The 25,986-nt window shown below is 65.6% G+C and carries 21 protein-coding genes; 3 read left to right on the top strand and 18 right to left on the bottom strand.

Annotation, left to right across the window (positions count from 1 at the left end):
• Window positions 1-5: 5 nt before the first annotated feature.
• The 4 genes from VGR67_11165 to yajC form a co-directional block, all read right to left on the bottom strand.
• Window positions 6-2,150: a bifunctional (p)ppGpp synthetase/guanosine-3',5'-bis(diphosphate) 3'-pyrophosphohydrolase gene (locus tag VGR67_11165; protein ID HEV8336969.1), complete on the bottom strand. Its 2,145-nt coding sequence runs from the start codon at window positions 2,148-2,150 to the stop codon at window positions 6-8.
• A gap of 112 nt (window positions 2,151-2,262) precedes the next feature.
• On the bottom strand, window positions 2,263-3,471 hold the full coding sequence (secF, locus tag VGR67_11160) for a protein translocase subunit SecF (GenBank protein ID HEV8336968.1): 1,209 nt from the start codon (window positions 3,469-3,471) through the stop codon (window positions 2,263-2,265).
• Between the two features lie 25 nt (window positions 3,472-3,496).
• A complete protein-coding gene (secD, locus tag VGR67_11155; GenBank protein ID HEV8336967.1) occupies window positions 3,497-5,086 on the bottom strand; it encodes a protein translocase subunit SecD in 1,590 nt (529 codons plus the stop codon).
• 4 nt (window positions 5,087-5,090) lie between these two features.
• Window positions 5,091-5,405, bottom strand: a complete 315-nt coding sequence (yajC, locus tag VGR67_11150) for a preprotein translocase subunit YajC (protein HEV8336966.1) — start codon at window positions 5,403-5,405, stop codon at window positions 5,091-5,093.
• Between the two features lie 251 nt (window positions 5,406-5,656).
• Here yajC and pgeF point away from each other — a divergent pair, with 251 nt between their 5' ends.
• The gene (pgeF, locus tag VGR67_11145) at window positions 5,657-6,394 is read left to right on the top strand and encodes a peptidoglycan editing factor PgeF (protein HEV8336965.1); all 738 of its coding nucleotides are present in this window, start codon (window positions 5,657-5,659) and stop codon (window positions 6,392-6,394) included.
• Between the two features lie 62 nt (window positions 6,395-6,456).
• Window positions 6,457-7,056, top strand: a complete 600-nt coding sequence (locus tag VGR67_11140) for an SIS domain-containing protein (GenBank protein ID HEV8336964.1) — start codon at window positions 6,457-6,459, stop codon at window positions 7,054-7,056.
• A gap of 72 nt (window positions 7,057-7,128) precedes the next feature.
• Here the strand turns inward: VGR67_11140 and VGR67_11135 are convergent, their stop codons facing one another.
• From VGR67_11135 to VGR67_11115, 5 genes are all read right to left on the bottom strand, one after another.
• Window positions 7,129-8,499: a tetratricopeptide repeat protein gene (locus VGR67_11135; protein ID HEV8336963.1), complete on the bottom strand. Its 1,371-nt coding sequence runs from the start codon at window positions 8,497-8,499 to the stop codon at window positions 7,129-7,131.
• A gap of 68 nt (window positions 8,500-8,567) precedes the next feature.
• Window positions 8,568-9,077, bottom strand: coding sequence for a hypothetical protein (locus VGR67_11130; protein ID HEV8336962.1), 510 nt, complete (start codon window positions 9,075-9,077; stop codon window positions 8,568-8,570).
• Window positions 9,074-9,625: an FMN-binding protein gene (locus VGR67_11125; protein HEV8336961.1), complete on the bottom strand. Its 552-nt coding sequence runs from the start codon at window positions 9,623-9,625 to the stop codon at window positions 9,074-9,076. The genes VGR67_11130 and VGR67_11125 overlap by 4 nt, the downstream gene beginning before the upstream one ends.
• 1 nt (window position 9,626) lies before the next feature.
• A complete protein-coding gene (locus VGR67_11120) occupies window positions 9,627-11,045 on the bottom strand; it encodes a hypothetical protein (GenBank protein HEV8336960.1) in 1,419 nt (472 codons plus the stop codon).
• Window positions 11,029-12,084, bottom strand: coding sequence for an FAD:protein FMN transferase (locus VGR67_11115; GenBank protein ID HEV8336959.1), 1,056 nt, complete (start codon window positions 12,082-12,084; stop codon window positions 11,029-11,031). The genes VGR67_11120 and VGR67_11115 overlap by 17 nt, the downstream gene beginning before the upstream one ends.
• A 580-nt stretch (window positions 12,085-12,664) precedes the next feature.
• Here VGR67_11115 and VGR67_11110 point away from each other — a divergent pair.
• Window positions 12,665-13,147, top strand: coding sequence for an acyl-CoA thioesterase (locus VGR67_11110; GenBank protein HEV8336958.1), 483 nt, complete (start codon window positions 12,665-12,667; stop codon window positions 13,145-13,147).
• 182 nt (window positions 13,148-13,329) lie between these two features.
• Here VGR67_11110 and VGR67_11105 read toward each other — a convergent pair whose 3' ends face one another.
• The 9 genes from VGR67_11105 to VGR67_11065 form a co-directional block, all read right to left on the bottom strand.
• Window positions 13,330-14,826, bottom strand: coding sequence for an Rne/Rng family ribonuclease (locus tag VGR67_11105; GenBank protein HEV8336957.1), 1,497 nt, complete (start codon window positions 14,824-14,826; stop codon window positions 13,330-13,332).
• A 32-nt stretch (window positions 14,827-14,858) separates the two neighbouring features.
• The gene (locus tag VGR67_11100; GenBank protein HEV8336956.1) at window positions 14,859-17,474 is read right to left on the bottom strand and encodes a TIGR03960 family B12-binding radical SAM protein; all 2,616 of its coding nucleotides are present in this window, start codon (window positions 17,472-17,474) and stop codon (window positions 14,859-14,861) included.
• A gap of 25 nt (window positions 17,475-17,499) precedes the next feature.
• Entirely contained in the window at window positions 17,500-18,591 is a 1,092-nt protein-coding gene (gene rodA, locus VGR67_11095) for a rod shape-determining protein RodA (GenBank protein HEV8336955.1), read from the bottom strand.
• On the bottom strand, window positions 18,566-20,449 hold the full coding sequence (mrdA, locus tag VGR67_11090) for a penicillin-binding protein 2 (GenBank protein ID HEV8336954.1): 1,884 nt from the start codon (window positions 20,447-20,449) through the stop codon (window positions 18,566-18,568). Before mrdA ends, rodA begins: the two co-directional genes overlap by 26 nt.
• 3 nt (window positions 20,450-20,452) lie before the next feature.
• Complete coding sequence (mreD, locus tag VGR67_11085) at window positions 20,453-20,923, bottom strand: rod shape-determining protein MreD (GenBank protein HEV8336953.1); 471 nt, start codon at window positions 20,921-20,923, stop codon at window positions 20,453-20,455.
• Window positions 20,920-21,765, bottom strand: coding sequence for a rod shape-determining protein MreC (gene mreC, locus VGR67_11080; protein ID HEV8336952.1), 846 nt, complete (start codon window positions 21,763-21,765; stop codon window positions 20,920-20,922). Before mreC ends, mreD begins: the two co-directional genes overlap by 4 nt.
• A 51-nt stretch (window positions 21,766-21,816) precedes the next feature.
• The gene (locus VGR67_11075; protein HEV8336951.1) at window positions 21,817-22,863 is read right to left on the bottom strand and encodes a rod shape-determining protein; all 1,047 of its coding nucleotides are present in this window, start codon (window positions 22,861-22,863) and stop codon (window positions 21,817-21,819) included.
• Between the two features lie 95 nt (window positions 22,864-22,958).
• Window positions 22,959-24,377, bottom strand: coding sequence for a sensor domain-containing diguanylate cyclase (locus VGR67_11070; protein HEV8336950.1), 1,419 nt, complete (start codon window positions 24,375-24,377; stop codon window positions 22,959-22,961).
• On the bottom strand, window positions 24,377-25,837 hold the full coding sequence (locus VGR67_11065) for a FecR domain-containing protein (protein HEV8336949.1): 1,461 nt from the start codon (window positions 25,835-25,837) through the stop codon (window positions 24,377-24,379). Before VGR67_11065 ends, VGR67_11070 begins: the two co-directional genes overlap by 1 nt.
• Window positions 25,838-25,986: the final 149 nt, after the last annotated feature.

The raw sequence follows: 25,986 nt of genomic DNA, 5'->3' as shown, positions 1-25,986 counted from the left end.
GCCGGCTATCCGGTGTGACGTTCCACGCTATGGACGCCGGCGATTCCCCGGAGACGCTGGAGGATCCGCTCCAGATGACCGAGATCGGCGATGTCCAGGATCAGGGTGATCTGCCCCTTGCGATCCTCGAAGGTCTGGGCGCTGACGTTCATAATGTTGGATTTCTCGTCGGCGATGGCTGAAGTCACGCGGGCCAGGACTCCCTGTCGATCCTCCGAGAAGATGTTGAGCTTCACCTGGAAGCGCGTCTCCTCCGAGGCCCAGGCGACCTCGATTCTCCGCTCGGGATCGTAGAGGAGGCGCTCGACGTTCGGACAGCGCTCCGCGTGCACCGAGACCCCCTTGCCCCGCGTGATGTACCCGACGATCGGCTCCCCGCGGATCGGCTCGCAGCACTTGGCCAGATAGACCATGACGTTATCCAGCCCGTGGACCCGCACCGGCGCTCCGGACAGGCCCAGAGCCTTCTTCATCACCCGGGCGATCCGGGACTCCGGCTGCTCCTTGAGCTCCGACTCGGGCACGAGCTTGGTCACCAGCTGCCGCGGCGACAGCTTCCCGTAGCCCGCGGCGGCCAGGAAATCGTCGAGGGTGGCGCAGCCGAGGGAGTGCAACGCCTCGGCGAGCTTGCCGTTGCCGAGGAGGCCCTTCATGGACAGACGGTAGCGCTTCAGCTCCCTCTCCAGAAGCGTCCTGCCGAGCTCGATGCTGCTGTTCCGGCGATCCACGTTCAGCCACTGGCGGATCTTGCTGCGGGCGCGGGAGGTCTTGACGAAATTCAGCCAATCCTGGCTCGGGCGGTGGGTCGGGGTCGTCAGGATCTCGACGATGTCGCCGTTCTGGAGAGGCGTCTTCAGGGGAACCAGCTTGCCGTTCACCCGCGCCCCGACGCATTGGTGTCCGACCTCGGTGTGGACGGAGTAGGCGAAATCCACCGGAGTGGCCCCGCGCGGGAAGCTCTTGACCTGTCCCTGCGGCGTGAAGGCATAGACCTCTTCCGGGTAGAGGTCCACTTTCACCATCTTGAGAAACTCGCGCGGATCGCGGAGCTCCTGCTGCCATTCCATGATCTGCCGCAGCCACTGGATGTTCGTGTCGACCTCGCCGCGCGGCGCCTTGCCCTCCTTGTATTTCCAGTGCGCGGCGATCCCCTCCTCGGCGATGGCGTGCATCTCGGGGGTGCGGATCTGCACCTCGAACGGCTGGCCCTTCTCGGTGATCACGGAGGTGTGGAGCGACTGGTACATGTTCGGCTTGGGCATGGCGATGAAGTCCTTGATCCGGCCCGGGACGGGCCTCCAGATCGAATGAATCGTCCCGAGCGCGGCGTAGCAGTCCTTCACCGACGGCGTGATGATCCGGAAGGCGACGTAGTCGTAGACCTGGCTCACGTCGATCCCCTGGACCCGCAGCTTCTTGTAGATGCTGTAGAAGTGCTTGACGCGGCCGGTAATCTCGCACGGGATTCCCTGCTCCGCGAGCTTGGCCTCGAGCGTCTTCTGGATCTCGTTGATGAAGGTCTTGCTGACTTTGCGCTTCTCCTCGAGAGCCCCCATCAACGAGGCGTACCCCTGGGGATCCAGGTATCGGATCGCCAGATCCTCGAGCTCCGTCTTGATTTTTCCCATGCCGAGACGGTTGGCGATCGGCGCGTAGATTTCCATCGTCTCCAGGGCGATGCGCTCCTGCTGGCGGGGCGAGAGATGCTCGAGCGTCCTCATGTTGTGGAGCCGATCCGCGAGCTTCACGAGGATGACCCGGATGTCGTCCACCATGGCGAGCATCATCTTCCGGAAGTTCTCCGCCTGGGCCTCTTCCCGGGAGGTGAACGAGATCCGGCTGATTTTGCTCAACCCCTCCACCAGATGGGCGATGTCCTTCCCGAAATACTCCTCCAGGACCTCCCGCGTCGTCAGCGTGTCCTCGATGACGTCGTGCAGCAATCCGGCCACCACGCAAGTCAGGTCGAGACGGAGCTCGGCGAGAATGTGGGCCACTTCCAGAGGGTGGGTGAGGTAGGGCTCTCCGGAGGAGCGGACCTGCCCTCGGTGCTCCATGGCGGAGAAGACGTAGGCGCGGCGCAGGAACTCCATGTCCGCGCCGGGCATGTACTCCTGGACTTTCTCCTGGATGTCCTCGAAACGGATCAAGACCGCGTTTCCCCTGCGAAGCTCGCCACGCTGGCTGGCGGAGCCCCGCGGAACCTCGAAGGCATGATTTAGGATAGCTTACCGAAAAGGGGTCCGCAAACCTGCGGGCGGCTCAGGCGCGCTTCCGCTTGCGCGACTGCCACCAGCGCTGGTGAAGGACGAGGATGGGGCTGGCGACGAAGATGGAGGAATAGGCCCCGGAAAGGAAGCCCACGAGCAGCGTGAAGGAAAGGGCGTCGAGGCGATCGCCGCCGAAGAGATAGAGGGCGGTGGTGCACAGCATGACCGTGAACTGCGTCAGGATGGTCCGGCTGAAGGTCTGGTTGATCGAGGCGTTCACCACGAGCTCGTAGTCCTTGGTCCGGTGGATCCGCAGGTTTTCGCGGATCCGGTCGAAGACCACCACCGTGTCGTTGATCGAATAACCGACGATGGTGAGCAGGGCCGCAACGACGGTGAGGCTGAACTCCTTCTGCGTGAAAGCCAGAGCGCCCATGGCGATCACCACGTCGTGCACCAGGGCCAGGACGCCGGCCACTCCCCAGATGAACCTGAACCGGACCCAGACGTAGATCAGGATTCCGAGGTTGGATCCCACGACCGCCCAGGTCGCCTTCTGGATCAGGTCCCTTCCCGCGCTCGGCCCGACGAATTCGAAGCTGCGCGGGGCCATCTCCCCGAGAAAGGCCCCTTCCTGAATGATCGACTGCAAGTCTGCGGTCACTCCCGGAAGCCCGCGGAGATCCGCCATCGACGAGAAGATCCCTCCCCGGGAGTCCCGGGCGGCCACGATCGCCTCCGCCGCAGCCCGTGGGTCGAGAGCGGCCGAGCCGGAAATTTTGCCCGATTTGCGCCCCTCCTCCACCCGCGAGACGAGCCACGTCTCGAGTGCCCCGGCGCTTGCTTCGTTCAGGTTGAACTTGCCCTCGGCAACGAGCCGCTGGTCCTTGGCGGGCCGCAGAGCCGCGAGGATCCGGGCCGAGATGTCCCCGGCGCCCACGAGACCCCCTTCCGTCTTGGCGCCGCTCTTCTGTCCGATGCGGATCAACAGCTCCCGCTCTTCCGCCTTGCCGATCCTCTGGATGTTCACGTCGCCGATCCCGAGGGACTCGAGAGTCTTGCGGATCTGTTCCACGGCGGGCTCGCCCAAGAACTTGACCCGGACTTCGGTGCCGCCGCGGAAGTCGATCCCATAATTTAAGCCGCGCGACATCAGGAAAAAGAGACTGATCGCCATGGCGACGACCGACACGCCGATGAAGAAGAATTTTCTGCCCATCACGTCGAAGTTCGCGCCGGTCAGGAGCTGCAGCTGCTTCACGCCCGATTCCCCCGCAAGCCGGAGTTCATATGCTCAGTTGCTCCACGCGCCCCTTCGTCCCCAGGAACCAATCGAAAATGGCCCGGGAGACGAAGATGGCAGTGAAGAGGTTGGCCAGGATGCCGATGCACAGGGTCACCGCGAACCCGCGCACGGGCCCGGAGCCGTAGGCGAAAAGGAAAAGCGCCGCGATGAGGGTCGTAAGGTTCGAGTCGACGATGCTGCTGAAGGCCTTGCCGAATCCGCCCGAAATCGCCGACTTCACCGTCCGACCGAGCCGCAGCTCCTCGCGGATCCTCTCGAATATCAAGACGTTCGCGTCCACCGCCATGCCGATCGTCAGGGCGATTCCGGCGATTCCCGGGAGCGTCAGGGTGGCGCGGAAGTAGGCCATCGCCCCGAGCAGAAGAAGGATGTTCAGGGCGAGCGCCAGGTTCGCGTTGACGCCGGAAAACCGGTAATAGACGAGCATGAAGATGACGACCAGAACCGCCCCCAGCAAGGACGCCACGATTCCCTGCCGGATCGAATCCGCGCCGAGGGAAGGGCCGACGGTGCGCTCTTCCAGAAGCTCCATTCCGGCGGGCAGGGCGCCGGAGCGCAGTTTGATCGCCAGATCTTCCGCCGAGTCGACGTCGAAGCTCCCTTCGATCACGCCGCTGTCGCGGATCACGGCGTTGATCCGAGGCGCCGAGATGACCTTCTTGTCCAGGAGAATCGCCAGCAGCTGCCCTTCGTTGGCGCGCGTCAGGTCCTCGAAACGCTGTCCAGCATCCGGCGTCAGCCGGAAGTCCACGACGGCCTCCCCGATGCGCCCCGATCCACGGCGCGCGTCCTTCAGGTCCTTCCCGGTGATCGGGGAGGCCTTCTTACAAGGCCAGTACAGCGTTTCGCCCGCTTGCTGGTGCTCGGAAGGATAGAGTTCCGTGTCTCCCGGAAGCGACCCGTTGAACAGGGACAGGATGCGTTCCTGGGGTGCCGGACAGACTCGTTGGAAGTCCTCGGGACGGTATCCGGGCGGGATGCTGACCAGCTTCCACTCCAGGTAGGCGGGCGAGCCGATCAACTCCTTCACCCGTTCCGTGTTCTGGATTCCGGGAAGCTGGACCAGGATCTGCTCCCCGCCCCCGCCGGCGAAACCGATCTGCTGCACGACGGGCTCGGAGACTCCGAACTTATCGATGCGATTGCGGATCGTCTCCAGCGCCTGGCGAACCGAGGTCTCACGAATGGCGCGCGCCTGGGCGGGTTTGAGACGAAGCTCGAACGCGCCCCCGCCCTTGGCGGAAAGATCGTAGGCCGAGAATTGCGCGGAGACCAGTTCGCGAAGCTCCGACCCTTTCGCCGGATCGACGCCGCTCACGATCATCCGGTCCACGCCGGAATGCTCGATCCGCTCCGGAGTCACTCCGCGCTTGGCCAGCTCGGCGCGCAGCGTCTCCATGTCCAGGTCGAGGGACGCCTTGATGGCGTCGTCGGTCTTGACCTGCATGACCAGATGGATTCCGCCCTTGAGATCCAATCCCAGCTTGATCTTTTGTTGCAGGGGATAGCAGAGGTAAACGCTCAGGAGGGTGACGAAGGCGATCAGGACCCAGCGCCATTTCAGCGGCATGATGTCACTCCTTCTTCCCGACGATGGCGCTCTTGGAGAAGTCGACCTTCACGTTCTCGGCGATGCGGAGCTGCACGATGTCGTCCGAAAGCGCCACGACCGTTCCGTGCATCCCGGAGCTCGTGATCACGCGATCCCCGGGCTTCAGGCTTTCGATCATGCTCTGCAGCGCCCGCTGCTTCTTCTTGGTCGGGTGGATCACGAAGATGTAAAAAATCGCGCAGATGGCCAGCAAGGGCAGCATCTGCACGAAAAGGTTCGGAGAGGGCTGTCCAGGCGCGGGCGGCGCGCCGATTGCCACCACTGCCGGAGGAACCAAGAAACCTCCTTATCGCTCGTTCCGGTGGAATCAAAACAGAACCGTTCCGGCCGGGAGGATCCGGCGGGAACGGTCTCTGTCGCCGTGGGACGCGTAAGAGTGCCCGAATCATAAAAAAATGTCAAGGTCGCTCCAGGCCGGCGAAGATCGGCGCGGCGGCGTCCGGCACCGGCCTCTCTTGACCCTGCGGATCTTCGTCACTAAACTCCTCGACGGGCCCGCTCCGGGCCTCCCTGGAGGCGCCGCTTCTCTTGCACTCTGCGTCACCCTTACGTCTTCATCCTTCCGGACTCTACCTGCACTGCCCCGCTTTTCCGTCCGCCGGGGGCTGGAATTGCGGTTTCACGACTCGGCGCGCCGCCGGAAGTCTCGACGCGGTTCTGCCGATCCTCGGATGGAGCGCTCTTCCGACCTATCGGCTGGCGCAGGTCCACGGCCACCGGATCGTGGCGGTCGACCCGGCCCTCGACGACGCCGGTTCCCGCCGGGAAGGAGACGGGCTCGCCACGCGGGCGCGCGGGATCGTGATGGCGGTCGCGGCGGCGGACTGCGTTCCCATCGTCCTGTTCGACCCGGTGCGGGAGGCCGGCGCCGTGTTGCACGCGGGATGGCGGGGAACCGTCGCGGGGATCGTCCGGGAGGCCGTCGGGACGTTCCGCGATCGATGGGGCTCCGGCGGCCGGGATCTGATGGCGCTGGTCGGCCCGTCGATCGGAGGTTGCTGTTACGAAGTGGGGAACGACGTGCTGCAGGCGTTTCGCAGCGCGGGGATTCCGGAAGAGGTCGTCGTCGCGCGCCGGGAGGGCTCCTCGCGCCTGGACCTGCCCGCCGCCAACCGCTGGCTGCTCCTGCAGTCGGGCCTTCTTCCCGAGAGAGTGCTCCTCGGCGGTCTGTGCACCTTCTGCCGGGACGACCTCTTCCCCTCGTTTCGCCGCGAGGGCCCCGGGGCCGGCCGCCTTCTGGGGTTCGTCGGCTCCTCCCTGCCTTGACAGACGCGGAAGACCCTCCCTAACATGCTCCATCCATCCCGGCCCGGGACAAGGAGGCTGTCTTGAGCTTCGCCGATCGCTGCCGTCGCGACGTCCAGGCGCACCTCGACGTGGTGAGTGAGTTTTTCGACGCGCACGCGGCCGATGTTCAGCGGGCCGCGGAGCTCCTGGCGCGCGCCCTGGCGGGCGGCGGCAAGATTCTCCTGTTCGGAAACGGGGGGAGCGCGGCCGACGCGCAGCATCTTTCGGCCGAGCTCGTGAACCGCATGACCCGGGACCGGCGCGCGCTCTCGGCGCTCGCCCTGACCACCGATTCCTCGATCCTCACGAGCGTCGCGAACGACTCGGCGTACGATCAGATCTTCGCCAGGCAGATCGAGGCGCTGGCCCGGCCCGGAGACGCCGTCGTGGCCATCTCGACCTCGGGAAAGTCCCCGAGCATTCTGGAAGGGCTGCGCCGCACCCGCGCGCTGGGCCTGCCGGCAGTCGGCCTTCTGGGAAACGACGGCGGCGGGGCCGCGGCGCTGTGCGAGCACCCCGTCATCGTGAGGCATGGGGTGACGGCCAGGATTCAGGAGGTTCACATCCTGATCGGCCACCTGATCTGCGAGGAAGTGGAAGCGCTGCTCGTTCCGAACATTCCGGGCGGGAAGCCGATCTGACGATTCCATTCCGACCATCGTCCCCGCCGGAGCGGTCCGGAGTCCGGCGGGGATTCTCGCGCGCCGCGGGGATCAGCGCGACAGCTGTTGAACCATGGACTTGATCTGTCCCGCGTCCGGAGCGCTCGGCGCCAGCTCGATATATTTCTTGAAGTGCTCCACCGCTCCGTTGAAATCTCCCTGCTGGACCAGCGCGTAGCCCAGCTCTCGATGCGCCTGGGCGTATTTCGGATCGAGCTCCACCGCCTTCTTGAACGCCCGGACGGCGTCGGGATTCTTGTCGTTGTTCTTGGCAATCGCGCCGATGTTGTACCAGGTGACCGAGGCGTTCGCCGGATCGACATCGGCCAGCGCCTTGTACTCCGCCTCCGCCAGCGCCTGATTCCCCTTCTTTTCATAGATGGCCGCCATGCTGGCGTGAATCTCCGGCCGCTTGGGGTTGATCTCCGCCGCCTTCTTGTAGTTCTCCAGGGCGTCGTCCAGCTTCCCCTGCTTCTCGTAGATCGAGGCCAGGTTGGAGTAGGTCGAATCCTGATCCGGGCTGATCGGGATCTCCGCCTGGAACTCCTTGATCGCCTCCTCGTCCCGTCCCATCTGCGCGTGCGCGATGCCGAGGTAGAAGTGAGCGCCCCCCTGGTCCGGCTTGATGGCCAACGTCTTCGTGAGGGCCGGCACCGCTTCGTCGTACTGTTTCGTGGAGATGTAGGCCTTGCCCAGCGCGAATTGGACCGGCGCGTTGTTCGGATTCTTCTCGAGGTAGTCCTTGAGGATGGGAATGGCCTCCTCGTTCTTGCCGGCGGTGATCAGGGCGATCGCATCGCTCACGTTCTTGATGGGAGCCGCCGGGGGAGCGGCGGCTTCGCCGGGAGCGGCGGCTCCGGCGGCCGGCGCCGGCGACGCCGCGCCCGCCGGAGGGGCGGCCGCGCCGCTCGAGCTGCCCCCTTGCTTCTTGGCCACCGCCGCGCGCATCGCATTCTGAAAATCCGCTTCCTTCACCATCACGAAGTCGACGGTGTTGAAGCCGGAGTCTCCCACCAGGACGGGGTGGATCGACGGGAACTCCTGCTTCGAGTTGAGAATCGATTCGCTGCTGCCGCGATCGTTGCGCTGCGAGTCGACGAGCTTGTACGAGACTTTCAAGACCATGTAGCCCGGGAGCTTCGGAACCACCCTCCAATTCGGCTCGATCCCCACGTCCAGGTGAGGATGGATGTATCTTCCCTTCTTGTTCGTCTTGACCGGGCCGACCTTTTTCTCCTTGATGGTGACGTTCTCGAACCACACGTCGACTTTTTCCAAGGGTTCTCCCTTGTCGTCCACAATCGTGCCGCTGACCTTCGTGGTGCTTTCCGCCCTCGCCGGGGCCGCCCACCAAGATACGGCTCCGGACAGGCAGGCCGCAGCCGCCAACACGCGCGTGATCCGCTTGATGCGATGATTCATGGCTTTCCTCCCTGGCCCTCTGGAATTCCCGCGATTGCACTCAATTATAGGGACAAGCCGGTGGGGGTTCAATTCGGACCCGCCGAGACCCGCCGGCGCCGGGTCCGGGAGGGGCCCGGCAGCGACCCGGCAGGTTTCGGGGTTGAGACCTTCTCGGCGCGCCGGCCGAGCGCCGCGTGCAGGGAATAGGCCGTCACGAATGCGGCCCCCAGCGCCAGGTGGATCAGGCCGGCCGTCCGGCGTGCCGGCGCCGCAGTGAGAACTTGGAGGAGATAGCCCGAAGCGACCATGGGCGCCGCCGCCAGGGCGACCATCGTTCCGCTCAAGCGCCTCTTTCTGGCGCGCGGATCATGAAATCGGCCGAGGATATGCTCGCGGGTAATCAGCCCGATCCCGAAGAGCAGCAGAGGCGCCGCGAGGACGTGAGCGGCCAGCAGACCGGGCTGCCATGGATGGTTCACGACGGACAGCGGGTCCTCCGGCTTCATCAGGTACTTCATCCAGGCATACAGCGCACCCGATCCGGCCGTCAGAACCGTCGAAAGCCACAGAAGGATCTTCTCGCCCCGACGGATCATGGAGGCCCGGCCCGGACGATCCGGTGAATCGCGAGAATTCGGCGGCACGCCGCGGTGATCGCCTCGGCGGTGAGGGAGGCTCCGGTCAGGTTGCGTAGGCCTCGCCGGAGCGCCAGGTCGGGGTCGAGGCTCCGCCCCGGAAACTGCCCGAGCCAGGCGCCGCGGGGCAGATAGTCCTCCGGCTCCGCGAACGAGAGCACCAGGATCTTCCCGACGGCCCCGTCGGGCTTCACCAGGACCATGATCGTCTCCGGAAGCGTCCGCACCAGGTGCGTGTCGAAATAAGCGTAGCCGGCGGCTCCGCCTGCCGCCGTCCCGACATAATAGATGACCAGCCGGGAAGCGAGTTTCTGCCCCGATTCCCGCTCCACGCGGGCCGCCTGGGCGTCATCCAGGAACAGGCTCCGCCGCTCGCTCTTGGCAGGAGCGGGAAACGCCGTCGCGAGCGCCTCCGTCTGGGTGAGATAGACCTTGCCCGCGGCGGAATCCGCCGCCAGGAGGTGAAGCAGGGTCGCCAGCGCGGCAAGCAAGCGCGTCGATCGGGACATTTCAGAATATCCACCCCAAGCCGAGATTGAATTCATCGAGACCCGTGCCGGCGTCGTTCGAGGCGTTCTGATAGTCGGCCTTCACCACGATCTGCGCGATCGGCTTCCAGGAAAGGCCCATGGTCAGAATCCTCCGGTCGTTCCCCGGATCCGCCGAGAATCCGGCGGGCACGCGCGCCTGGGTATCCAAGGACTCGTAGCGGACGAACGGGATCAGCGAAACGGACGACGCAGCTCGTAGGGAGAGAATATCCCAGGCGGCCTGAGCGTACCACCCGCGGAGCTTCTCCCCGATCGTTTCGTTCGAGCCCGGAAGGATTCCCAAGGCGGCGTTCAGGTCGTCGGCATCGTGGATGGCGACCTGCGTCCAGAGGGCGCGGAGCTCGAGCCCCCTCCACTGATACTGGACGTGAGCGTCGGCCAGGGTCACGCGCGCTCCCGCCGAAACCGCGCCTTGCGACGAGTCTCCGGCGTAGCCGGAGACGCCGGCGAGAAACGAGGCAAAGCCGGTGAAATCGAGGCGGCCCGCCAGGGCGAAATCCTCGGCCGCGGCAGAGGATCCTCCCTGTCTTCCTTCGCGCAGCCCCTCGTCGCCCGAGAAGCCGAGTCCGTTCAATCCCGTCATGAGGTAGGCACGGTAGGTGAACTTTCCGGCCTCCCCGAATACTCCGGCCCCCGCCTCCCTCCAGGTGGAGGGAATTACGACCCGTTCCACCTCGGGGCGAAGGACGCCGTGGAAAGCGGTCGGCTCGTGAAGCTCGTTGATGAATCCGACGGGCACCAGGAGGAGCCCGGCCCGTGCGTTCAATCCCTTGCGGAGCAGAAAGTCGAGGTAGGCGAATTCCACGGAGACTTCTCCCTTCTCCTCGTCCCCTTCTCCGGTGGTCGCGTGCTCGAATTCGATCTCGGAATTGAAGAGAAACCGATCGGTCCATTTGTAGCCGAAATAGAGCACCACTCGAGAGAGGTCCAGGGTATCGTTTACCCCCGCGGGCGACCCATCGTCCGTCTCATTCCGGAAGTTCCGATACGCCAGCTCTCCATAGCCTCCGACCGAGACGCCGTGACGGACCTGATAGATCTTCGAGGCGGCGGGCCCGAATCCGTGTCTCGATTCCCCGGCCTCGGTCCCCGCCGCCTCGCCGAGCCGCAAGCGCTCGATCTCGCGGGTCAACACATCGATCTGCCGTTCCAGCTCCGCGATGCCGTCCGGCTTTCCGGGCGGCGCTTCGCTCCGCAAAGCCTCCACCGCCGCCGCCAGTTTCTTGACCTGCGCCTCCAAGTCGCGAATCCTAGTCTCCAGATCGCCGGAAGAGGAGACCGGCGGAGCGGGCGATTCGGCCCACAAGGCTCCCCCCGGATTCAGGATGAGTCCAAGCAGCGCGAAGGCGATGCCAAGAAACCTACCGGAACGAAACATGCCGGATCCTCCCCTGGTGATCGGTCGTTGAGAAGAACTCGATCGGCCGGTTCCGGGCCTCCGTCTCCGACACGGTCCCGGAAATCCTCGTTGGTCCGCGATCTCCCGGATCCAAGAAAACCGCCGCCACGTCGTGGCGTCGCCGGGCCCACCGCGTTCCTCGCTCCGATCCCAGGACGAAGAGGGCGGTGGATAGAGCGTCGGCGGAAGTCGCGTCGGGCGCCACCGCGGTCGCGCTTCCCTTCCAGCGAAGCGTCGCGCCCGTGACCGGATCGACGATCTCCCCCGGCCTCTCCGCATTGCCGGAAGTGGCGGCGGAGACATCGGTCACCAGCAGCGGCAGGAATGGCCTGTCCCGGCGCGCGGGATCGGCCACCGCCACGGGCCATCCCCGCATCCCCGCCGGCGCGCCCGCCGCCAGGACCTGACCTCCGGCGTCCAGCAAGAAGGCATTCATCCCCTGCCGGCGAAGAACCGCCGCCGCCCGATCCAGAGCGAATCCCTTGGCGATCCCTCCCAGGTCCAATCCCTGGACGCCGCGGCGAAAGCGAATCGTGCGGGAGCGCCGGTTCAGCGAGACGTCTCGCCAATTCCCGTGCCCCGCGCGCCAGTCGGCCGAAGAGGCCGGGCTCCCCTGGGAAGGCGTGTGTCTGAATCGGCGCGTCAGAGGCTCGACCGTGGGATCGAAGGCCCCCTCGGTTTCGCGCGCCCAGTACAAGGCGCGCTCGACCGCTTCGAAGAGATCGGCCGAGACGCGCGTCGCCCTTCGCCGCGCGCTTCGATTCAGGCGCGAGAGCTCGCTCTCGCTCCGCCAATTGCTCAGAATCCGCTCGAGGCGATCCACTTCGTCCAGCGCCGACTCGAGCGCTGCCGCGCGCGCTGCGGCCGGGATTCCCTCAGACGCTTCGAACCGGAAAACGGTTCCCATCAGGAACCGTGCCCGCACTAGGGAAGAGGGAGGTTTTTTCGGAGGTGACGCTCCGGCGATCGCCCACGAAGTCAGGAGCGCGACCAGCGCCGCGGCAGCGGTCCCCCTCAACGGACAGGCCCAAGATCCCGGATCGAATCCGGGGCGCATCCCTGGCGAAGTCCTCGCGGAACGTGGCGCGCCGGCCGGAATCGTCTTCGGCGCCAGGGCTCCCCGGGGAGGTGCCGGATCCGTCCCGTACGTAAATCGAGGACACCGCCGGCGCTGCCGATCGGGGCCGTGCCGGCGGGCTCCCGCAACCCCTTCGAAGACGGCCACCCGCCCCCCGGCTCAGGCGCCGGATCAGGCGGCGCCGAACGCCATGGTGCGCTTCGAGGATCGCCCGGCGTGCCGTGGCCGAACGGAGCTTTCGCGCCTTCGAGCGACGGCCGATGCGCTTCGTTTCTTCCATCCATGGGACGCCGGCTCCGGCGATCAGAAATTGCGACTCAGTCTCAATATGGGGGCGAAGTCTACCGGCCTCCTGGAGCCTTGTCAATCCGATTGCAGCACCGCCCCGGCGGAGGCCTCGAACCCGACCGAGGTCCGCCGATCCATGGCGCCCTCCGCCGAACCTTTGCCGACGTCCGGAGGAGCTTGGAGGGAGGGGAGATCCGTGCTATAGAGGCTTTTCGGGAGGCGCATTCCGAGGATGACCGACACGCTGGAGGGCAAACCGGCTTCGGCTTCGCGGGTGACCATGACCGAGCTGGTCATCCCCGAGGACACGAATCCTCAGGGGAACATCTTCGGCGGCCGTGTGATGGCCCTGATTGACAAGGCGGCAGCCATCGTCGGAATGCGGCACTGCAAGACCCAGATTGCCACCGCGTCGGTCGACGGCCTGACCTTCCACTCCCCCGTGCGCCTCGGGAGCATCGTCATCCTCGAAGGCAGGATCCACAACGTCTTCCGATCCTCGATGGAAATCGGAGTCCGAGTGGAATCCGAGGATCCTTTCACCGGGAAGCGGCGACACACGACCACGGCCTTCGTCACCGTCGTGGCCATCGATCCTCGGGGAGTCCCGATCCCCGCTCCCCCTCTCCTTCTTGAGACCGACGAGGACCTCCGTCTGGCGCAGGAGGCATCCGAGCGCCGCGCCTATCGGCTCCGGAACCGCCCTTCAATGTAGACTCCCCCCTCTCCGGAAAAACCTTCGGGCGGCGGCACGCATCCAACGACTTGGAAGCCGAATCCCCCTGGATGCGGGCGCGGCGCGGAGCTCGGCAGCGATCGGACGCCGGCGGCGGCAAGGCCGTCGAGGCGGGTTGACCCGCGGCGGGTTTCAGCCGCCGGGTCCAAACCTGCCCCGAATTAGGCGCCGCGGATTTCGAACTCCTCCGGGTGAAACCCCGCCACCGCCTCGATGCGCACCTCATGGGCCGGGCTAAGCCCGGTCGCGCGGCTCAGGAGAGCCCGGTCCGCGTCCATCAAGCCGGCGACCTCCGGATGGGCGCGAATCACGATGCCCCGCTCCAACAGCGGAACCATCTTTTTCAACTCGCGCTGGATCTGAAATCGCACGGTCTCCGCGTTCTTCACCCGCCCCGTCCCGCGGCAGGTGGGACAGGAGCGGCACAAGAGGCCCTCGAGACCCTTTCTGAGCCGCTGGCGGGTGATCTGCACGAGTCCGAAGTCGCTCATCTGCAACATCCTGCTCCGCGCCCGATCCGACTTGAGCGCTTCCTCGAGAGCACCGGCGAGCGCTCGCCGGCTTTCCTCCTCCTCGAGATCGATGAAGTCGATGACCAGGATTCCCCCGAGATCGCGCAGCCGAATCTGCCGGACCGCTTCCCGAGCCGCTTCGAGGTTGGTCTTCAAGGCGGTCTCCTCGAACCGACGCTCCCCCACGAACTTGCCGGTGTTCACGTCGATCGCCACAAGGGCTTCGGTGGGCTGGATGAACAGGAAGCCTCCCGAGGGAAGCCAGACGCGGCGTCTCAAGGCCTTCTCCAGCTCCCGCTCGATCCCGAACGCTTCGAAGATCTCCTCCGTTCCCCCATGGCTCTGGACCGCGGGGCCCGTGACCGGAAGAAGCTCCTCCACCCACTCCCGGCAGCGCCGGAGGGTGGCGTCGTCGTCCACGACGATGCGCTCCAGGTCGGACGAAGCGAGATCGCGCAGAATCTTGAGAACCAGGCCGGCCTGCCGGTGGAGGCAGGAGGGAACGGGCGCCGCCTCCGCGCTCCGGCGCAGATCCTCCCAGTAGAGACGGAGCTGCCGTGCTTCGCGCTCCAGGGCGGCCGAATCGATCCCCGCGGCCGCCGTCCTGGCGATGAAGCCGCCCGTCCCTGGGAGGTTTTTGACGAGCTCCACCAGGCGCCCGCCCTCTTCGTCTGAGGTGATCCGCCGCGAGACGGAGCGGCAGGTGCCCGCGGGAAGGAACACGAGGAGCCGGCCGGGAAGGGCGATCTGGGTGCTCACCCGGGGACCCTTGCTGCCGAGCGCCTCTTTGGTGACCTGGACCAGGATTTCCTGCCCGGCCTGCAGGAGACTCTCGATCGCGGGCCCCCGCCGCGAGGCGCGTCCGCCCGGGCGCTCCCCCTCCGCCGAACCCGGCTCTGGATCTCCCGGCGCTTGCTCCGAGGGGAGCAGATCGGTGACGTAGAGGAAAGCGTCCCGGTCCAGACCCAGATCCACGAACGCCGATTGCATCCCGGGCAGGACGTTGCTGACGCGTCCCTTGTAGACGTTCCCGAGGATGGAGGGAGCGCTCGAGCGCTCGAGGAAAACCTCGACGGGCAGGCCGTCCTCGAGAAGCGCGATGCGCGTCTCCTGGGGGCCGGCGTTGATGATCAATTCGTGTTTCACGGCTGTTTTCGGGGGCCGCTTCGGCGCGGCGACTAGGCGGCCGAAGGGGGGAGCGGTTCGGGAACCTCCTGCCGCCGGCACTCCATGGGCGTCACCAGGCCGGACTCCCGGAGAACGAGGAGATCCCTGCGGAATATTCTCTCCGCCGAGGCCTCCGGTCCGTACAGCCCGCGGATCACGTCGTCGGGACGCGCCGAGCCGGTCTCGCCCAGGCGCAGGATCATCTCGATCTCCCCCTGCTCGTCGGCGTCGATCCGGACGATCGAGGGCAGGATGTCCAGCTCTTCCGTCCGGCCTTTGCGGTCCCGGGTGATCAACCTTCTGGGCGAGGCTTGAATCCTTTCCGCCAGATCCTCGCGAAGGGAGCGTCCCGGCGGCGGCTGCCGGAGGCGCACCGCGTACCGCGCCGCGTTCACCAGGTCTCCCAAGGAGCGCGATCCGGCCTCGACCTCTTCCACTTGATCCAGCCCCAGCCCCGCGGGCAGGCAGCCGTTGATCCGCGGGGCGACCGCGGCGGGGTCGACGGGCTCCACCGTCTCGAAATCGAGATACTCCCCGGTGGATTCGACCCCGACCGCCAGCGCCGACGCGTAAGCGAGCCGCGGCATGGGATGGAATCCTTCGGTGTGAGCCAGGGAGATGCCGGCACGACGGAAGGCCCGCATCATGGTCCGGGACAGCTCCAGGTGGGAGAGGAACCTCATCCGTCCCAGTTTGTGGTATCGCGCCCGGTAGCGATGGCGCGGGCTCGGCGGGGGCGGAGGCAGCGACGCCGGTCGCTCGATCTGGCACAGCTCCCCCATCGTCCCGGGAACGAGCTCTCCGGAAACGCACTGCCGCGCGAAAGAGCCGCACCCGTAGCACTTGTCGATCCCGCAGGTGTCGGTCGGCACGGACGTCAGGCTCATCGTGAGTTCCTTGGCCAGGTAGCGCTCGGAGACTCCCGAGTCGATGTGATCCCAGGTGTGCCGCGAGCCGACCTCCAGTCTCTGATACAAGAAGCGCTCCGGATCCACGCCCGTCTCCGACAACGCCTCGACCCAATCGCGGTAGCGAAAGTGCTCGGTCCACCCGTCGTAGCGGCACCCGCGCTCCCAGGCCCGGAGGAGCGTCCGTCCCAGCGTCCGGTCCCCTTTCGCGAAGATCCCCTCCAGCCACGAAATCTCCACGTCGTGCCATTTGAATTGAATCGCCGATCCGCGCACGCCGCTCCGGATCCGGGACTGTTTCTCGCGCAGCGCTTCCATGCGCTCCATCGGGAGCCACTGGAACGGGGTGTGCGGCTTCGGAATGAACGAGGAGGCCGACAGGGTGATGCGTGCAGCCCGCTTCGCGTACTGCCGGCCGAGGCGGAGAATCCGATGGGTCAGCTCGAGAATTCCCTGGATGTCGGCGTCGGTCTCCGTCGGCAGCCCAATCATGAAGTAGAGCTTCAGAACCTCCCATCCCTGGCGGAAAGCGTTCTCCGCGCCGAACAGGATGTCGCGCTCGCTCGTTCCCTTGTTGATGACGTCCCGCAGCCGCTGGGTGCCCGCCTCCGGGGCCATGGTGAACCCGGTCTTGCGCACGCGCCGTATCTGCTCGGCGATTCGCTCGTTGAGGCTGGAGGGACGCAGGGAGGAGAGGGAGAGCGAAGTCCGATCTTCCTGGAAGCCGTCCATGAGATCCGAGATCAGATCCGCCACCCCCCCGTATTCGCCCGAGTTCAAGGAGGTCAGGGAAGCCTCGTCGAAACCGGTCCTCCGCAAGCTCTTCTCCAAGACCGCCTTGATCGACTCCGGCGAGCGCTCGCGCACCGGGCGGTAGATGATGCCGGCCTGGCAGAAGCGGCAGCCGACCGTGCAGCCGCGCATGATTTCCACTGAAACACGATCGTGCACGATTTCGCTGAAAGGCACCACGACGTCGTCGGGAAAGGGGTAACGATCGATGTCGAAGAGGATTCGGCGTTTCACGGGGAACGGAGCCGGCGCGGTCGGCTGCGGCAGCAGGAAGCCCGTCTTCGGATCGGGCCGCGTGTCGTACAGCGAGGGCACGTAGACTCCCTCCACCGCCGCCAGCCCCCGCAGCATCTCGCGACGTGAGGCGCCGTCCCGGCGCAGACGCCTGAACTTCTCGACGAAGTCGAGAATCAGGTCCTCGCCGTCGCCGATGAGAATGCAGTCGAAGAAATCGGCGAGCGGCTCCGGGTTGAACGCCATGGAGCCGCCCCCGATGATCAAGGGATCGCCTTCGCGCCGGTCCGCCGAGAAGAACGGGATGCCCCCGAGGTCCATCATCGTCAGGATGTTCGAGTAGTTGAGCTCGTATTGAAGGGAGAACCCGACGATGTCGAATTCCGACAGAGGGGTCTCGCTTTCCAGCGTCGTCAGGGGAATTCGGCCGGCGCGAAGCTCGGCCTCCATGTCGATCCACGGGCAGAAGACGCGCTCGGCCCAAATCCCGGGCCGGGAATTCAGCAGCGCATAGAGTATCCGGAGCCCGAGGTGCGACATGCCGATTTCGTAGCTGTCGGGGAAGGCGAGCGCCAGGCGGACGTCGACGCCGGAGGGATCTTTGAGGACGGCGTTCCACTCGCCGCCGATGTAGCGCGTGGGCCGTTGGACCTTTGGAAGGATCGCTTCGATGGCCTCGGTGTAGCGGCTCACCTTTCCTCCAGCCACGCCGTCCGGCTCAGTTGACCAGGCGCCTCATCCAGACGTTCAGCACGAGCCCCATCCCGGCGAGGCTGCTGATCAGGGAGGATCCGCCGTAGCTCATCAGCGGAAGCGGCACTCCCGTCGTCGGCATGAGACCCACGACGACCCCGATGTTGATGAGAACCTGGCAGGCAAAGAGCGCCACCATTCCCATCGCGAGGAAGACCCCCAGGCGATCCCGGGCGGAGCGGGCGATGGCGATGCAGCGGTAGATTACTACGAAGTAGAGAGACAAGACAATCATCGAGCCGAGGAACCCGCGCTCCTCGGCCAGCAGGGCGAAGATAAAGTCGGTGTGCTGCGCCGGAAGGAAGTTGAGCTGTCCCTGGGTCCCCTCCAGGAAGCCTTTGCCCACCAGGCCTCCGGAACCGACGGCGATCTTCGACTGGAGCACCTGGTATCCGGCCCCCTTGGGATCGCGCGCCGGATCGAGAAAGGTCAGCACGCGGACCTTCTGGTAGGCCTGGAGGTAGTGATTCCACAGCAGGGGGAGCGCCAGGATCGGGATCAGGACGAGAATGGCAATGGTGCGGACCCGGATTCCCCCCAGAAACGCCGCCACGGCAATCAGGGGAAGAAACGTCAGCGCCGTTCCCAGATCGGGCTGGCGCGCGATGAGGAGGACCGGAAGGCCGACGATGGCCAGGATCGAGGTCATGTTGGAGAAACCGAGCTCCGCGGTCCTCCGGCGGCTCATGAAGCTGGACAGCGCCAGCAGCGTCGTCACCTTCGCCATCTCGGCCGGCTGAAAGTTTACGGGCCCGAGCTCGAGCCATCCCCGGGTGTTGGCGATCGCCCGCCCGAAGAAGAGCAGGTAGATCAGCAGGACCACGCTGGTCCCGTAAAGAATGGGACTTAGCTCGGAGAGCGTATGGTAGTCGATCGAAACCGCCAGAACGAGCGCCAGGAGTCCGATCAGCAGATACACCGCCTGCTTGCCCGCGAGGCCGGAGAGAGGCCCACCGACGGTGGCGGAGTAGACCATTCCCGCTCCGATGGCCGCGATCGCCAGCACGGAGAATGCCAGAAGCCAGTCGATGTTATGGATGCTGCGCCGTTCGAGCAATCTGGGCGGGCTCCTCGTGATGTTCCTGTTTTTCGAAGAACTTCAGCATGACGCGTTGGGCGATCGGGGCCGCGGCCTCCCCGCCGTGGCCTCCCCGCTCCACAAACACCGCGAACGCGATGCGGGGCCGGTCTCGCGGAGCGAAGCCCACGAACCAGGCGTTGTCGCGGATCGACTCCGCCAGCTTCTCGCTCTTTACCCCGGCGGAGGCCTTCACGACCTGCGCAGTGCCGGTCTTGCCGCAGACATCCTTGCCCGGAATCATGGCCCGGGTCCCCGTCCCCCCTTGATTCACCACTTCCCACATCGCCTGCTTGACCACCTGCAACGTCGAGGGCTTGAGATGGATGCGGCGCACGACTTCTCCCGCGCGCTCCGCCTCCTCCACTCCGTCGCGCACTTCCCGGCTCTTCAGCAGGAAGGGCCGGTAGAACACCCCGCCGTTGCCGATGGCGGCCGCAAAGCTCGCCATCTGAATCGGAGTGACTTCAAGCGCTCCCTGGCCAATCGACACGGAAATCGTTTCCCCGGGATACCAGGGCTCCTTCCGGGTGCGGCGCTTCCATTCCTCGTCCGGAACGGTGCCGGCCTCCTCGTGGAGCAGGTCGATGCCCGTCCGCGATCCGAAGCCCAGGTTGTGGGCCCACTGCGAGATCAACCCGATCCCGAGATCCCGGCCGAGGTGATAGAAATAGACGTTGCAGGACTTCTTGATCGCCTCCACCATGGCGATGGTGCCATGGCCGCCCTCCTGGTGGCAGAGAAATTTCCGGCCGTAGATGTAGGCGTAACCGGGGCACGAATCGGTGCGGCCTGGACCGGCCTTGCCCGACTCCAGCGCCGCGACCGCCAGCACGATCTTGAAGACCGATCCCGGGGCGAACTTGCTCTGGATGGCCCGGTTCTGCAAGGGATGCGCCGGGGAGTTGATCAGGCTCCCCCACTCCGCGGCCGAGAAGCGCCGGGCGAAAATATTCGGATCGAACGCCGGCCGGCTTACCAGCGCCAGAATCTCCCCCGAGTCGGGATCCAGGAATACGGCGGATCCGCCCTTGTCGGCGAAAGCCTCCTCCAGCTCCCGTTGAAGGTCGAGGTCGATCGTGAGGCGCAGGGAGTTTCCGGAGACCGGTCTTCGTCCCACCGGGAGCTCGCGGATTTCCCGGCCCAGGCTGTTCACAATCATCTGCTTCCAGCCTTTCTGGCCCGTGAGATCGCCGTCGTAGAAGCTTTCGAGGCCGGCCTTTCCCACCACGTCCCCGAGCTGGAACCCAGCGTAGCGCGGCTTCGAGAGCTGGGTTTCCGAAATCTCCCCTACGTAACCCAGCGCGTGGGCGGCCAGCTCCCCTTGCTCGTAGCTCCGCTTCGGCTCGACGGCCACGGAGATCTCCGGGAGCTCCAGACGGCGGGATTCCAGGTACGCCGCCTCCGAGAGATCAACGTCCTCCTTGACGATGACGGGCTCGAAGACGGGGCGGTTCTTGTAGCGCGCGATCCGGTCCCGGATCGTCTCCTCGGGAAGGTTCAGCACCCGAGAGAGCGTGCGGATGATGCCCTCCCGGTCGATCACCTTCTCCCGATCGAGCAGGACGTTGAAGGAGAGCCGGTTGCGGACGATGGGCCGGCCGGCCCGATCCAGGATCGTCCCCCGGAGAGGATTGAGCACGACCTGGCGCAGCCGGTTGTTGTCGGCCAGCCTGCGGTAGTTCTCCCCGTTGACCACCTGCAGGTACCAGAGGTTGGAAAGGTAGGAGAGAAAAAGGCCCGCGAGCAGGACGAAGATGAAGGTGATCCGCCGATGCAGGCGCCGCTCTTCGTAGAAATCCTTGAAGTCCTTGCTGCTGCGGTAGTCCCAGGGCACGGCTCAATCCACCATCTTCGCGATCAACCAGTATCCCAGAATCCCCGCGATCCCGTTGCCGAGGCCCAGCCACAAGAGATCGGAGCCGTTCGGGAGGACCAGGTGCTGCCCCAGAACCAGGACGAGCACCGCTTCCGTGACCGCCTCCAGGAAGGTCGCGACGATCAGCACGCCGAAGCGGGGAATCGGCTGGCTGAGCATGAAGAAGGAGCCCAGGGTCCCCATCAGGTAACCGACCAGCGTCTTCTTGAAAGCGTTCATCCCGAGGAAGGTGTGGGTCAGCAGATCCTCCGTCAGGCCCGCGGCGGTTCCCATCATCATGACACCGACGCGCCGGCGCGTCACCGCGTAGAAGATGACCAGCACCGTAAAGAGATCCACCGAGCGGCCCAGAGCCGGCAGGTAGCGGACGAGCAGAAACTGCCCCCCCGCCGCCGCCAGGAGCCCGGCCGCGCCGCGCCACAGGGACTTCATGGCGAGACCTCGCGCGGGGGCCTCTCCGTCTCCGGATTCAGCAGGACGAGGATCTCCTCCAGGCGCCGGAAATCGACTTCGGGCCGGATTACGATGTTCTTCGTCAGCTGGTCGCCCTCCTCGACAGAGAGCACCACGCCGATCGTCAGTCCCTTGGGGTAAATCTGATCCAGCCCCGACGTGACCACGACATCTCCGACCTCGACGTTCTCCAGCTCGGAGACGTACTCCATCCGGCAGCCTCGATCGCCCATGCCCACCACCATCCCCTGCCCGCGGGTTCGCTGGAAGATTCCCGCCACGCCGCTGTTCGGGTCGATCAGCAGCTGCACCTTGGCCACGCGCTCCCCCACGGCGATGACGCGGCCCACGACCCCATGACGGTTCACCACCGGCATGTCGCGCCGGACCCCGTCCCGCGTCCCGCGCCCGATCAGGGCGGTGCGTGACTGTCCCACGGCTCCCAGAGCGAGCACTTCGGCCGCGAGGGAGGGGAATTCCTGGGCCCGCTTCAGATCGAGCAGCTCCCTCAGGCGCAGGTTTTCGCGCCGGAATTCCTCGCCTTCGCGCCCCTGTTCCTCGAGCCGCCCCAGCCGGGACCGGAGCTCCAGGTTTTGGGCGCGGACGCCGCGCAGATCGACGTACGAGGCCCAAAGGCCCGCCACCGAACCCGCGCCTCCCGAGACCCCGCGGACAAGCGGTCCGGTGACGTTCAGGAGACTGTCCTCGAGGAGGCTCGTCCCGCGGCCGGTCCGCACCTGCGAGGACATCAGGACCAGCAGGGAGGAGAGGAGCAGGACCAGGAGGAGAAAGGGTCTTCGCTCCGGAAGGGACTTGTTCATCTTTTTTCGGAGAGGGGTACCGGCCCGCCGGTCCCCGCGGCCCGCCGGCGGTTAGTCGATGGAAATCTTCCGGAGAAGATTGAAGTCGTTCAGCATCTTCCCGGTGCCCAGCACCACCGACGCCAGGGGATCGTCCGCCATCGAGACGGGGAGACCGGTCTCCTCCCGGAGCCGCTTGTCGAGGTTCTTGAGGAGGGACCCTCCTCCCGTGAGGACGATCCCCTTGTCGACGATGTCGGCCGAGAGCTCCGGCGGCGTCTGCTCCAAAGCCACCCGCACCGCCTCGATGATGTTGGAAACCGTCTCCGACAGGGCTTCGCGGATCTCTTCGTCGGAGATCACCAGCGTCTTGGGTATTCCCTCCACCAAGTCCCGCCCTTTGATCTCCATCGTGAGTTCCTCTTCGAGCGGAAACGCGGAGCCGATGTTGATCTTGATCTCCTCCGCCGTCCTCTCCCCCACCAGGAGATTGTATTTTCTCTTGATGTACTGGACGATGTCCTCGTCCATCTTGTTGCCGGCGATGCGCACCGATCGGCTGTATACGATTCCGGCCATCGATATCACCGCCACGTCCGTCGTTCCCCCGCCGATGTCCACCACCATGTTGCCGGTCGGCTCGGTGACCGGAAGACCGGCTCCGACGGCCGCCACCATCGCCTGCTCCACCAGATAGACCTCGGAGGCCTTGGCGCGGTAGGCGGAGTCCTTCACGGCGCGCTTCTCCACCTGGGTGATCTCGGAGGGAACCCCGATGACGATCCGCGGGCGGACCCCGAGGGACCGGTTATGGGCCTTCTTGATGAAGTGGTCCAGCATCTTCTCGGTGTGCTCGAAATCGGCGATGACGCCGTCCTTCATCGGACGGATCGCAATGATGTTTCCCGGCGTCCTCCCGAGCATCTCCTTCGCTTCCTTGCCCACCGCTTCGACGCGGCCCGTCTTCTGGTTCACGGCGATGATCGAGGGCTCGCAGACCACGATCCCCTTCCCCCGCGCATAGACCAGCGTGTTGGCGGTGCCGAGATCGATCGCCAGATCGTTGGAGAAAAGACTCAGGAGCGATCGCGGGCTCCAGCTCATGCCGTTGTTGGCCATTCAGATTCCCATTCCCCTAACCGGTTCGAAACAAAACCGCTTCCCGCCCTAGAAAACTCAATATAGGTTTTGCCTTCCCCCTTGTCAATCTTCCGTCAGTCGGCCAGCTCCACACCGTTTTTGCCCCTGCCTTTCACCCGGTACATGGCCTGATCCGCCTTTTGGATGAGGGCGTCCTTCGTCTGGCCGTGATCCGGAAAGCAGGCGATCCCGAAGCTCGCGGTGAGCCTGACTTTCAGGCCAAACGTCTCCAGGAAAACGGTTTCCTCGATTCGGACTCGCATGCGCTCGGCGATGACCATGGCCCCTTCGGGGCCGGTCTGGGGGAGGATGATGGTGAACTCGTCGCCTCCGAAACGCGACACGACGTCGATCTCCCGCACCATGTTCCGGATCACGGCTCCCACTTCCACGAGCGCGCGGCTCCCGGCCAGGTGGCCGTGGCCGTCGTTCACGTTCTTGAAGCCGTCGAGATCGAGGAAGATCAAGGAGACGCTGGCCCCGTAACGGCGCGACCGCTGCACCTCGCGCAGCAGATAGCTGTTCAGATATCTCGAATTGAACAGCTTGGTCAGATCGTCCGTGATGGAAAGCTCCTCCGAGCGCTTGAGCAGCAGCGCGTTTTCGATGGCGATCGCCACCGGCTCGAGAAGCAGCGCGAGGGCGCGAACACCCCGCCGGCGGAACGCTGGACGATGAGGCCCCTGGATCAATTCCACCGCGCCGATCGCCTTGCCCCGGCTCAGGAGCGGAAGTCCCAGGACTCCCGACCATTCGAACCGCTCCGGGATCTCCGGCATCGGCAGGGTGGACCGGGATTCCCCCTGACGGGAGATGAGGATCGGCGCCCGGGCGCGCAAGACGCGCCCGGCCAGCCCTTCCCCCATCCCGAGGCGCGATCCCCGCCGGCCCCCCATCTCGGCACCCCCGGCCGACTCGAGGACCAGGCAGCTCTTCTCCTCGTCCACCAGGAAGATCGACCAGGAATCGACGGGACAGAGATTCCGGACCTTCAGCATCGCCATGTCCATGATCCGCTTCGGCTCGAATTCGGCGTTGCTGTTTCGCATGATCTCCCCGAGGACCTTCAAGTAGCGGGAGAGCTCACCCGCCACGCGGCGCGACCTCCTCGAAATCTCCTCCAGCTCGCGGCACCGGCGTGACTTGGCCAGAAGGGCGGTCAGAATCCTGAGATCCACGGGCGCCGAGAGATGAAGGTCGGCGCCCGGCCCGCGGCCGTTCAGGGCCCGCGCCGATCCGCGGGGCGTCAGAGCGATGCGGGCGACGCCCCGGGGCAGCATGCTGGAGAGCTTTCGCCGGAGGCGCCGCTCCCCGTCGTCGTCCGCCGATTTGAAGACGACGGCTTCCAGGCCGCGCCGGGAGAGGTCCTCCCCCGCGAGACGCCCCCACCGCTTCACCCGGAGGCGCGCGCCGGTGCCGGAAGCCGGCCGGACGAGGCTGCCCGGCTTCGTCTCGTCCTCGATCAGGACGAGGATCTCCCGCGGGGAAGCCATCAGTAGGTTTCCACGTAGACGCTCTTGCGGATTCTCGTCTCGTTTCCCGAAGTGTCCTGGGAGACGATCTCCAGAGTATTGGGGCCGTCGTGCTTCATCTTGACGACCGCGGTGAACGTTCCGTCGTCATACACATCCACCGGCTGTCCGTCGATCGCGATGGCCGCCGCCGGCTCGGTCCTCCCCTTGACGATCACCAGCGCCCCGCTGGGCAGGAAGTCGATGATTTGCAGGGGGGGAGGGACCTTGTCGCCCGGGCCCCTTTCCCGCTCCGACCCGATCCGGAACTTGCGCGTCTCCGAGAACGCCCCCTCGGTGCCCCGGGTGTCGCGGGCGCTGACCCTCCAGTAGTAGCCGCCGGAAGCCAGATCGGGAAGCACCACCGACGTGGAGGTCACATCGGGCTTGTCCAGGAGCAGCAGGCCGAAAAGAGGCTGCTGGGAGATTTGCAGTCGGTAGGAATCGGCGCCGGCCACTTTGCCCCACTTCAGCGCGGTCGTCGCCTTCTGGCCGGGCTCGTACACGAAGACCCGCTGATCGATGGGTTCCACGAGCGAGGGCGAGCCCAGAATCGCCTCCTTGGGGGCGAATTGCTGCGACCCGCTGATCCTCACCTGCTCCAGCCGGCCGAGCTTGACCGTGCTGCCTCCCGAACTGACCTCGGCTTCGCCGCTTTCGACGGCGGCGCGGGTGACTTTCTGCTGCTGGTCGTACTCGATCGCCATCTGCGCCCGATCCTCGGCCCGGGCCACCGAGGTTTCGGTCGATACCTCATGGAAGGAACCGGTGGCGTTGCCCCCCTGCGTCGTGGAAAGGACGCCGCCAAAATTCAGGCGCTCCCGGACTTTCCGGACCTTCGTCGCGGGGTCCTCGAAGAGCTCGCGGATTTCCAAGAGCGATCCGGGCTTGATGGTCGTGATGGCGCCGTCGAAGTAGACGATCTGGGCGCTGCCGTTGGAGGATGTCTTGATCTGATCCCCGACCTTCAAGGCGACGTTTCCCGTGACGCTTTTCCAGACGAACTGGCGCACCCGCTTGAGCTTCACGTCGCCCTCGAAGCGGTAGACCTTGGCGGTGAAGCTGTTCTCGGTGCTGTTCGCTTCCAGGATCTTCCGCGAGATCGACTGCGATTGGAGCGACAGCTCCCGGGATGGCGAAAAGTCGCGGTCTCGATAGCATCGTCTCGCCGATTCGAGCAGCCTTCCCGCCTGGGTGATCGACTGTCCGAACTGGTCGTCGCGCGCCGACGACTCCGCTTCGCTGAACAAGCGCTCGGCCCGGGTCAGCTCTTGCAGTGCGAGACCCTCCGGAGTGTCCCCCGCCGCGGCGCGCAGATAATAGAAGAGAAAGACGGCGCCGGCGGCCCCGACCAGGAAGACGATGCTCAGAACGATGGTGCGGTAGGAGACGGTGAACCAGTCGAGGAGGATGTTCCCCGAGGCGGATTGCCGGGTTGACACGCTCAGCCCTCCCGCGGCGGCGGCAAACAGAAACAGGGACCGGGCCTCACGGGGGGCCGATCCCGCCACGCAGGCAAATATAGGAAGAATCACCCGGGGCGCAACCCGTTTGAAACAAAAGAAGAAGGTCGTCCCGGCGGCCGGTTCCT

Source organism: Candidatus Polarisedimenticolia bacterium (genome assembly GCA_036004685.1).
Taxonomy (GTDB): domain Bacteria; phylum Acidobacteriota; class Polarisedimenticolia; order Gp22-AA2; family AA152; genus DASYRE01.
This window is presented reverse-complemented; position numbering and strand designations above follow the sequence as displayed.

Excerpts from the sequence above, each read along its gene's own strand:
- secD (HEV8336967.1), bottom strand. The coding sequence starts at position 5,086 with ATGCCGCTGAAATGGCGCTGGGTCCTGATCGCCTTCGTCACCCTCCTG.
- VGR67_11135 (HEV8336963.1), bottom strand. The coding sequence starts at position 8,499 with ATGAATCATCGCATCAAGCGGATCACGCGCGTGTTGGCGGCTGCGGCC.
- VGR67_11130 (HEV8336962.1), bottom strand. The coding sequence starts at position 9,077 with ATGATCCGTCGGGGCGAGAAGATCCTTCTGTGGCTTTCGACGGTTCTG.
- VGR67_11125 (HEV8336961.1), bottom strand. The coding sequence starts at position 9,625 with ATGTCCCGATCGACGCGCTTGCTTGCCGCGCTGGCGACCCTGCTTCAC.
- VGR67_11120 (HEV8336960.1), bottom strand. The coding sequence starts at position 11,045 with ATGTTTCGTTCCGGTAGGTTTCTTGGCATCGCCTTCGCGCTGCTTGGA.
- VGR67_11110 (HEV8336958.1), top strand. The coding sequence starts at position 12,665 with ATGACCGACACGCTGGAGGGCAAACCGGCTTCGGCTTCGCGGGTGACC.
- mreD (HEV8336953.1), bottom strand. The coding sequence starts at position 20,923 with ATGAAGTCCCTGTGGCGCGGCGCGGCCGGGCTCCTGGCGGCGGCGGGG.
- mreC (HEV8336952.1), bottom strand. The coding sequence starts at position 21,765 with ATGAACAAGTCCCTTCCGGAGCGAAGACCCTTTCTCCTCCTGGTCCTG.
- VGR67_11075 (HEV8336951.1), bottom strand. The coding sequence starts at position 22,863 with ATGGCCAACAACGGCATGAGCTGGAGCCCGCGATCGCTCCTGAGTCTT.
- VGR67_11070 (HEV8336950.1), bottom strand. The coding sequence starts at position 24,377 with ATGGCTTCCCCGCGGGAGATCCTCGTCCTGATCGAGGACGAGACGAAG.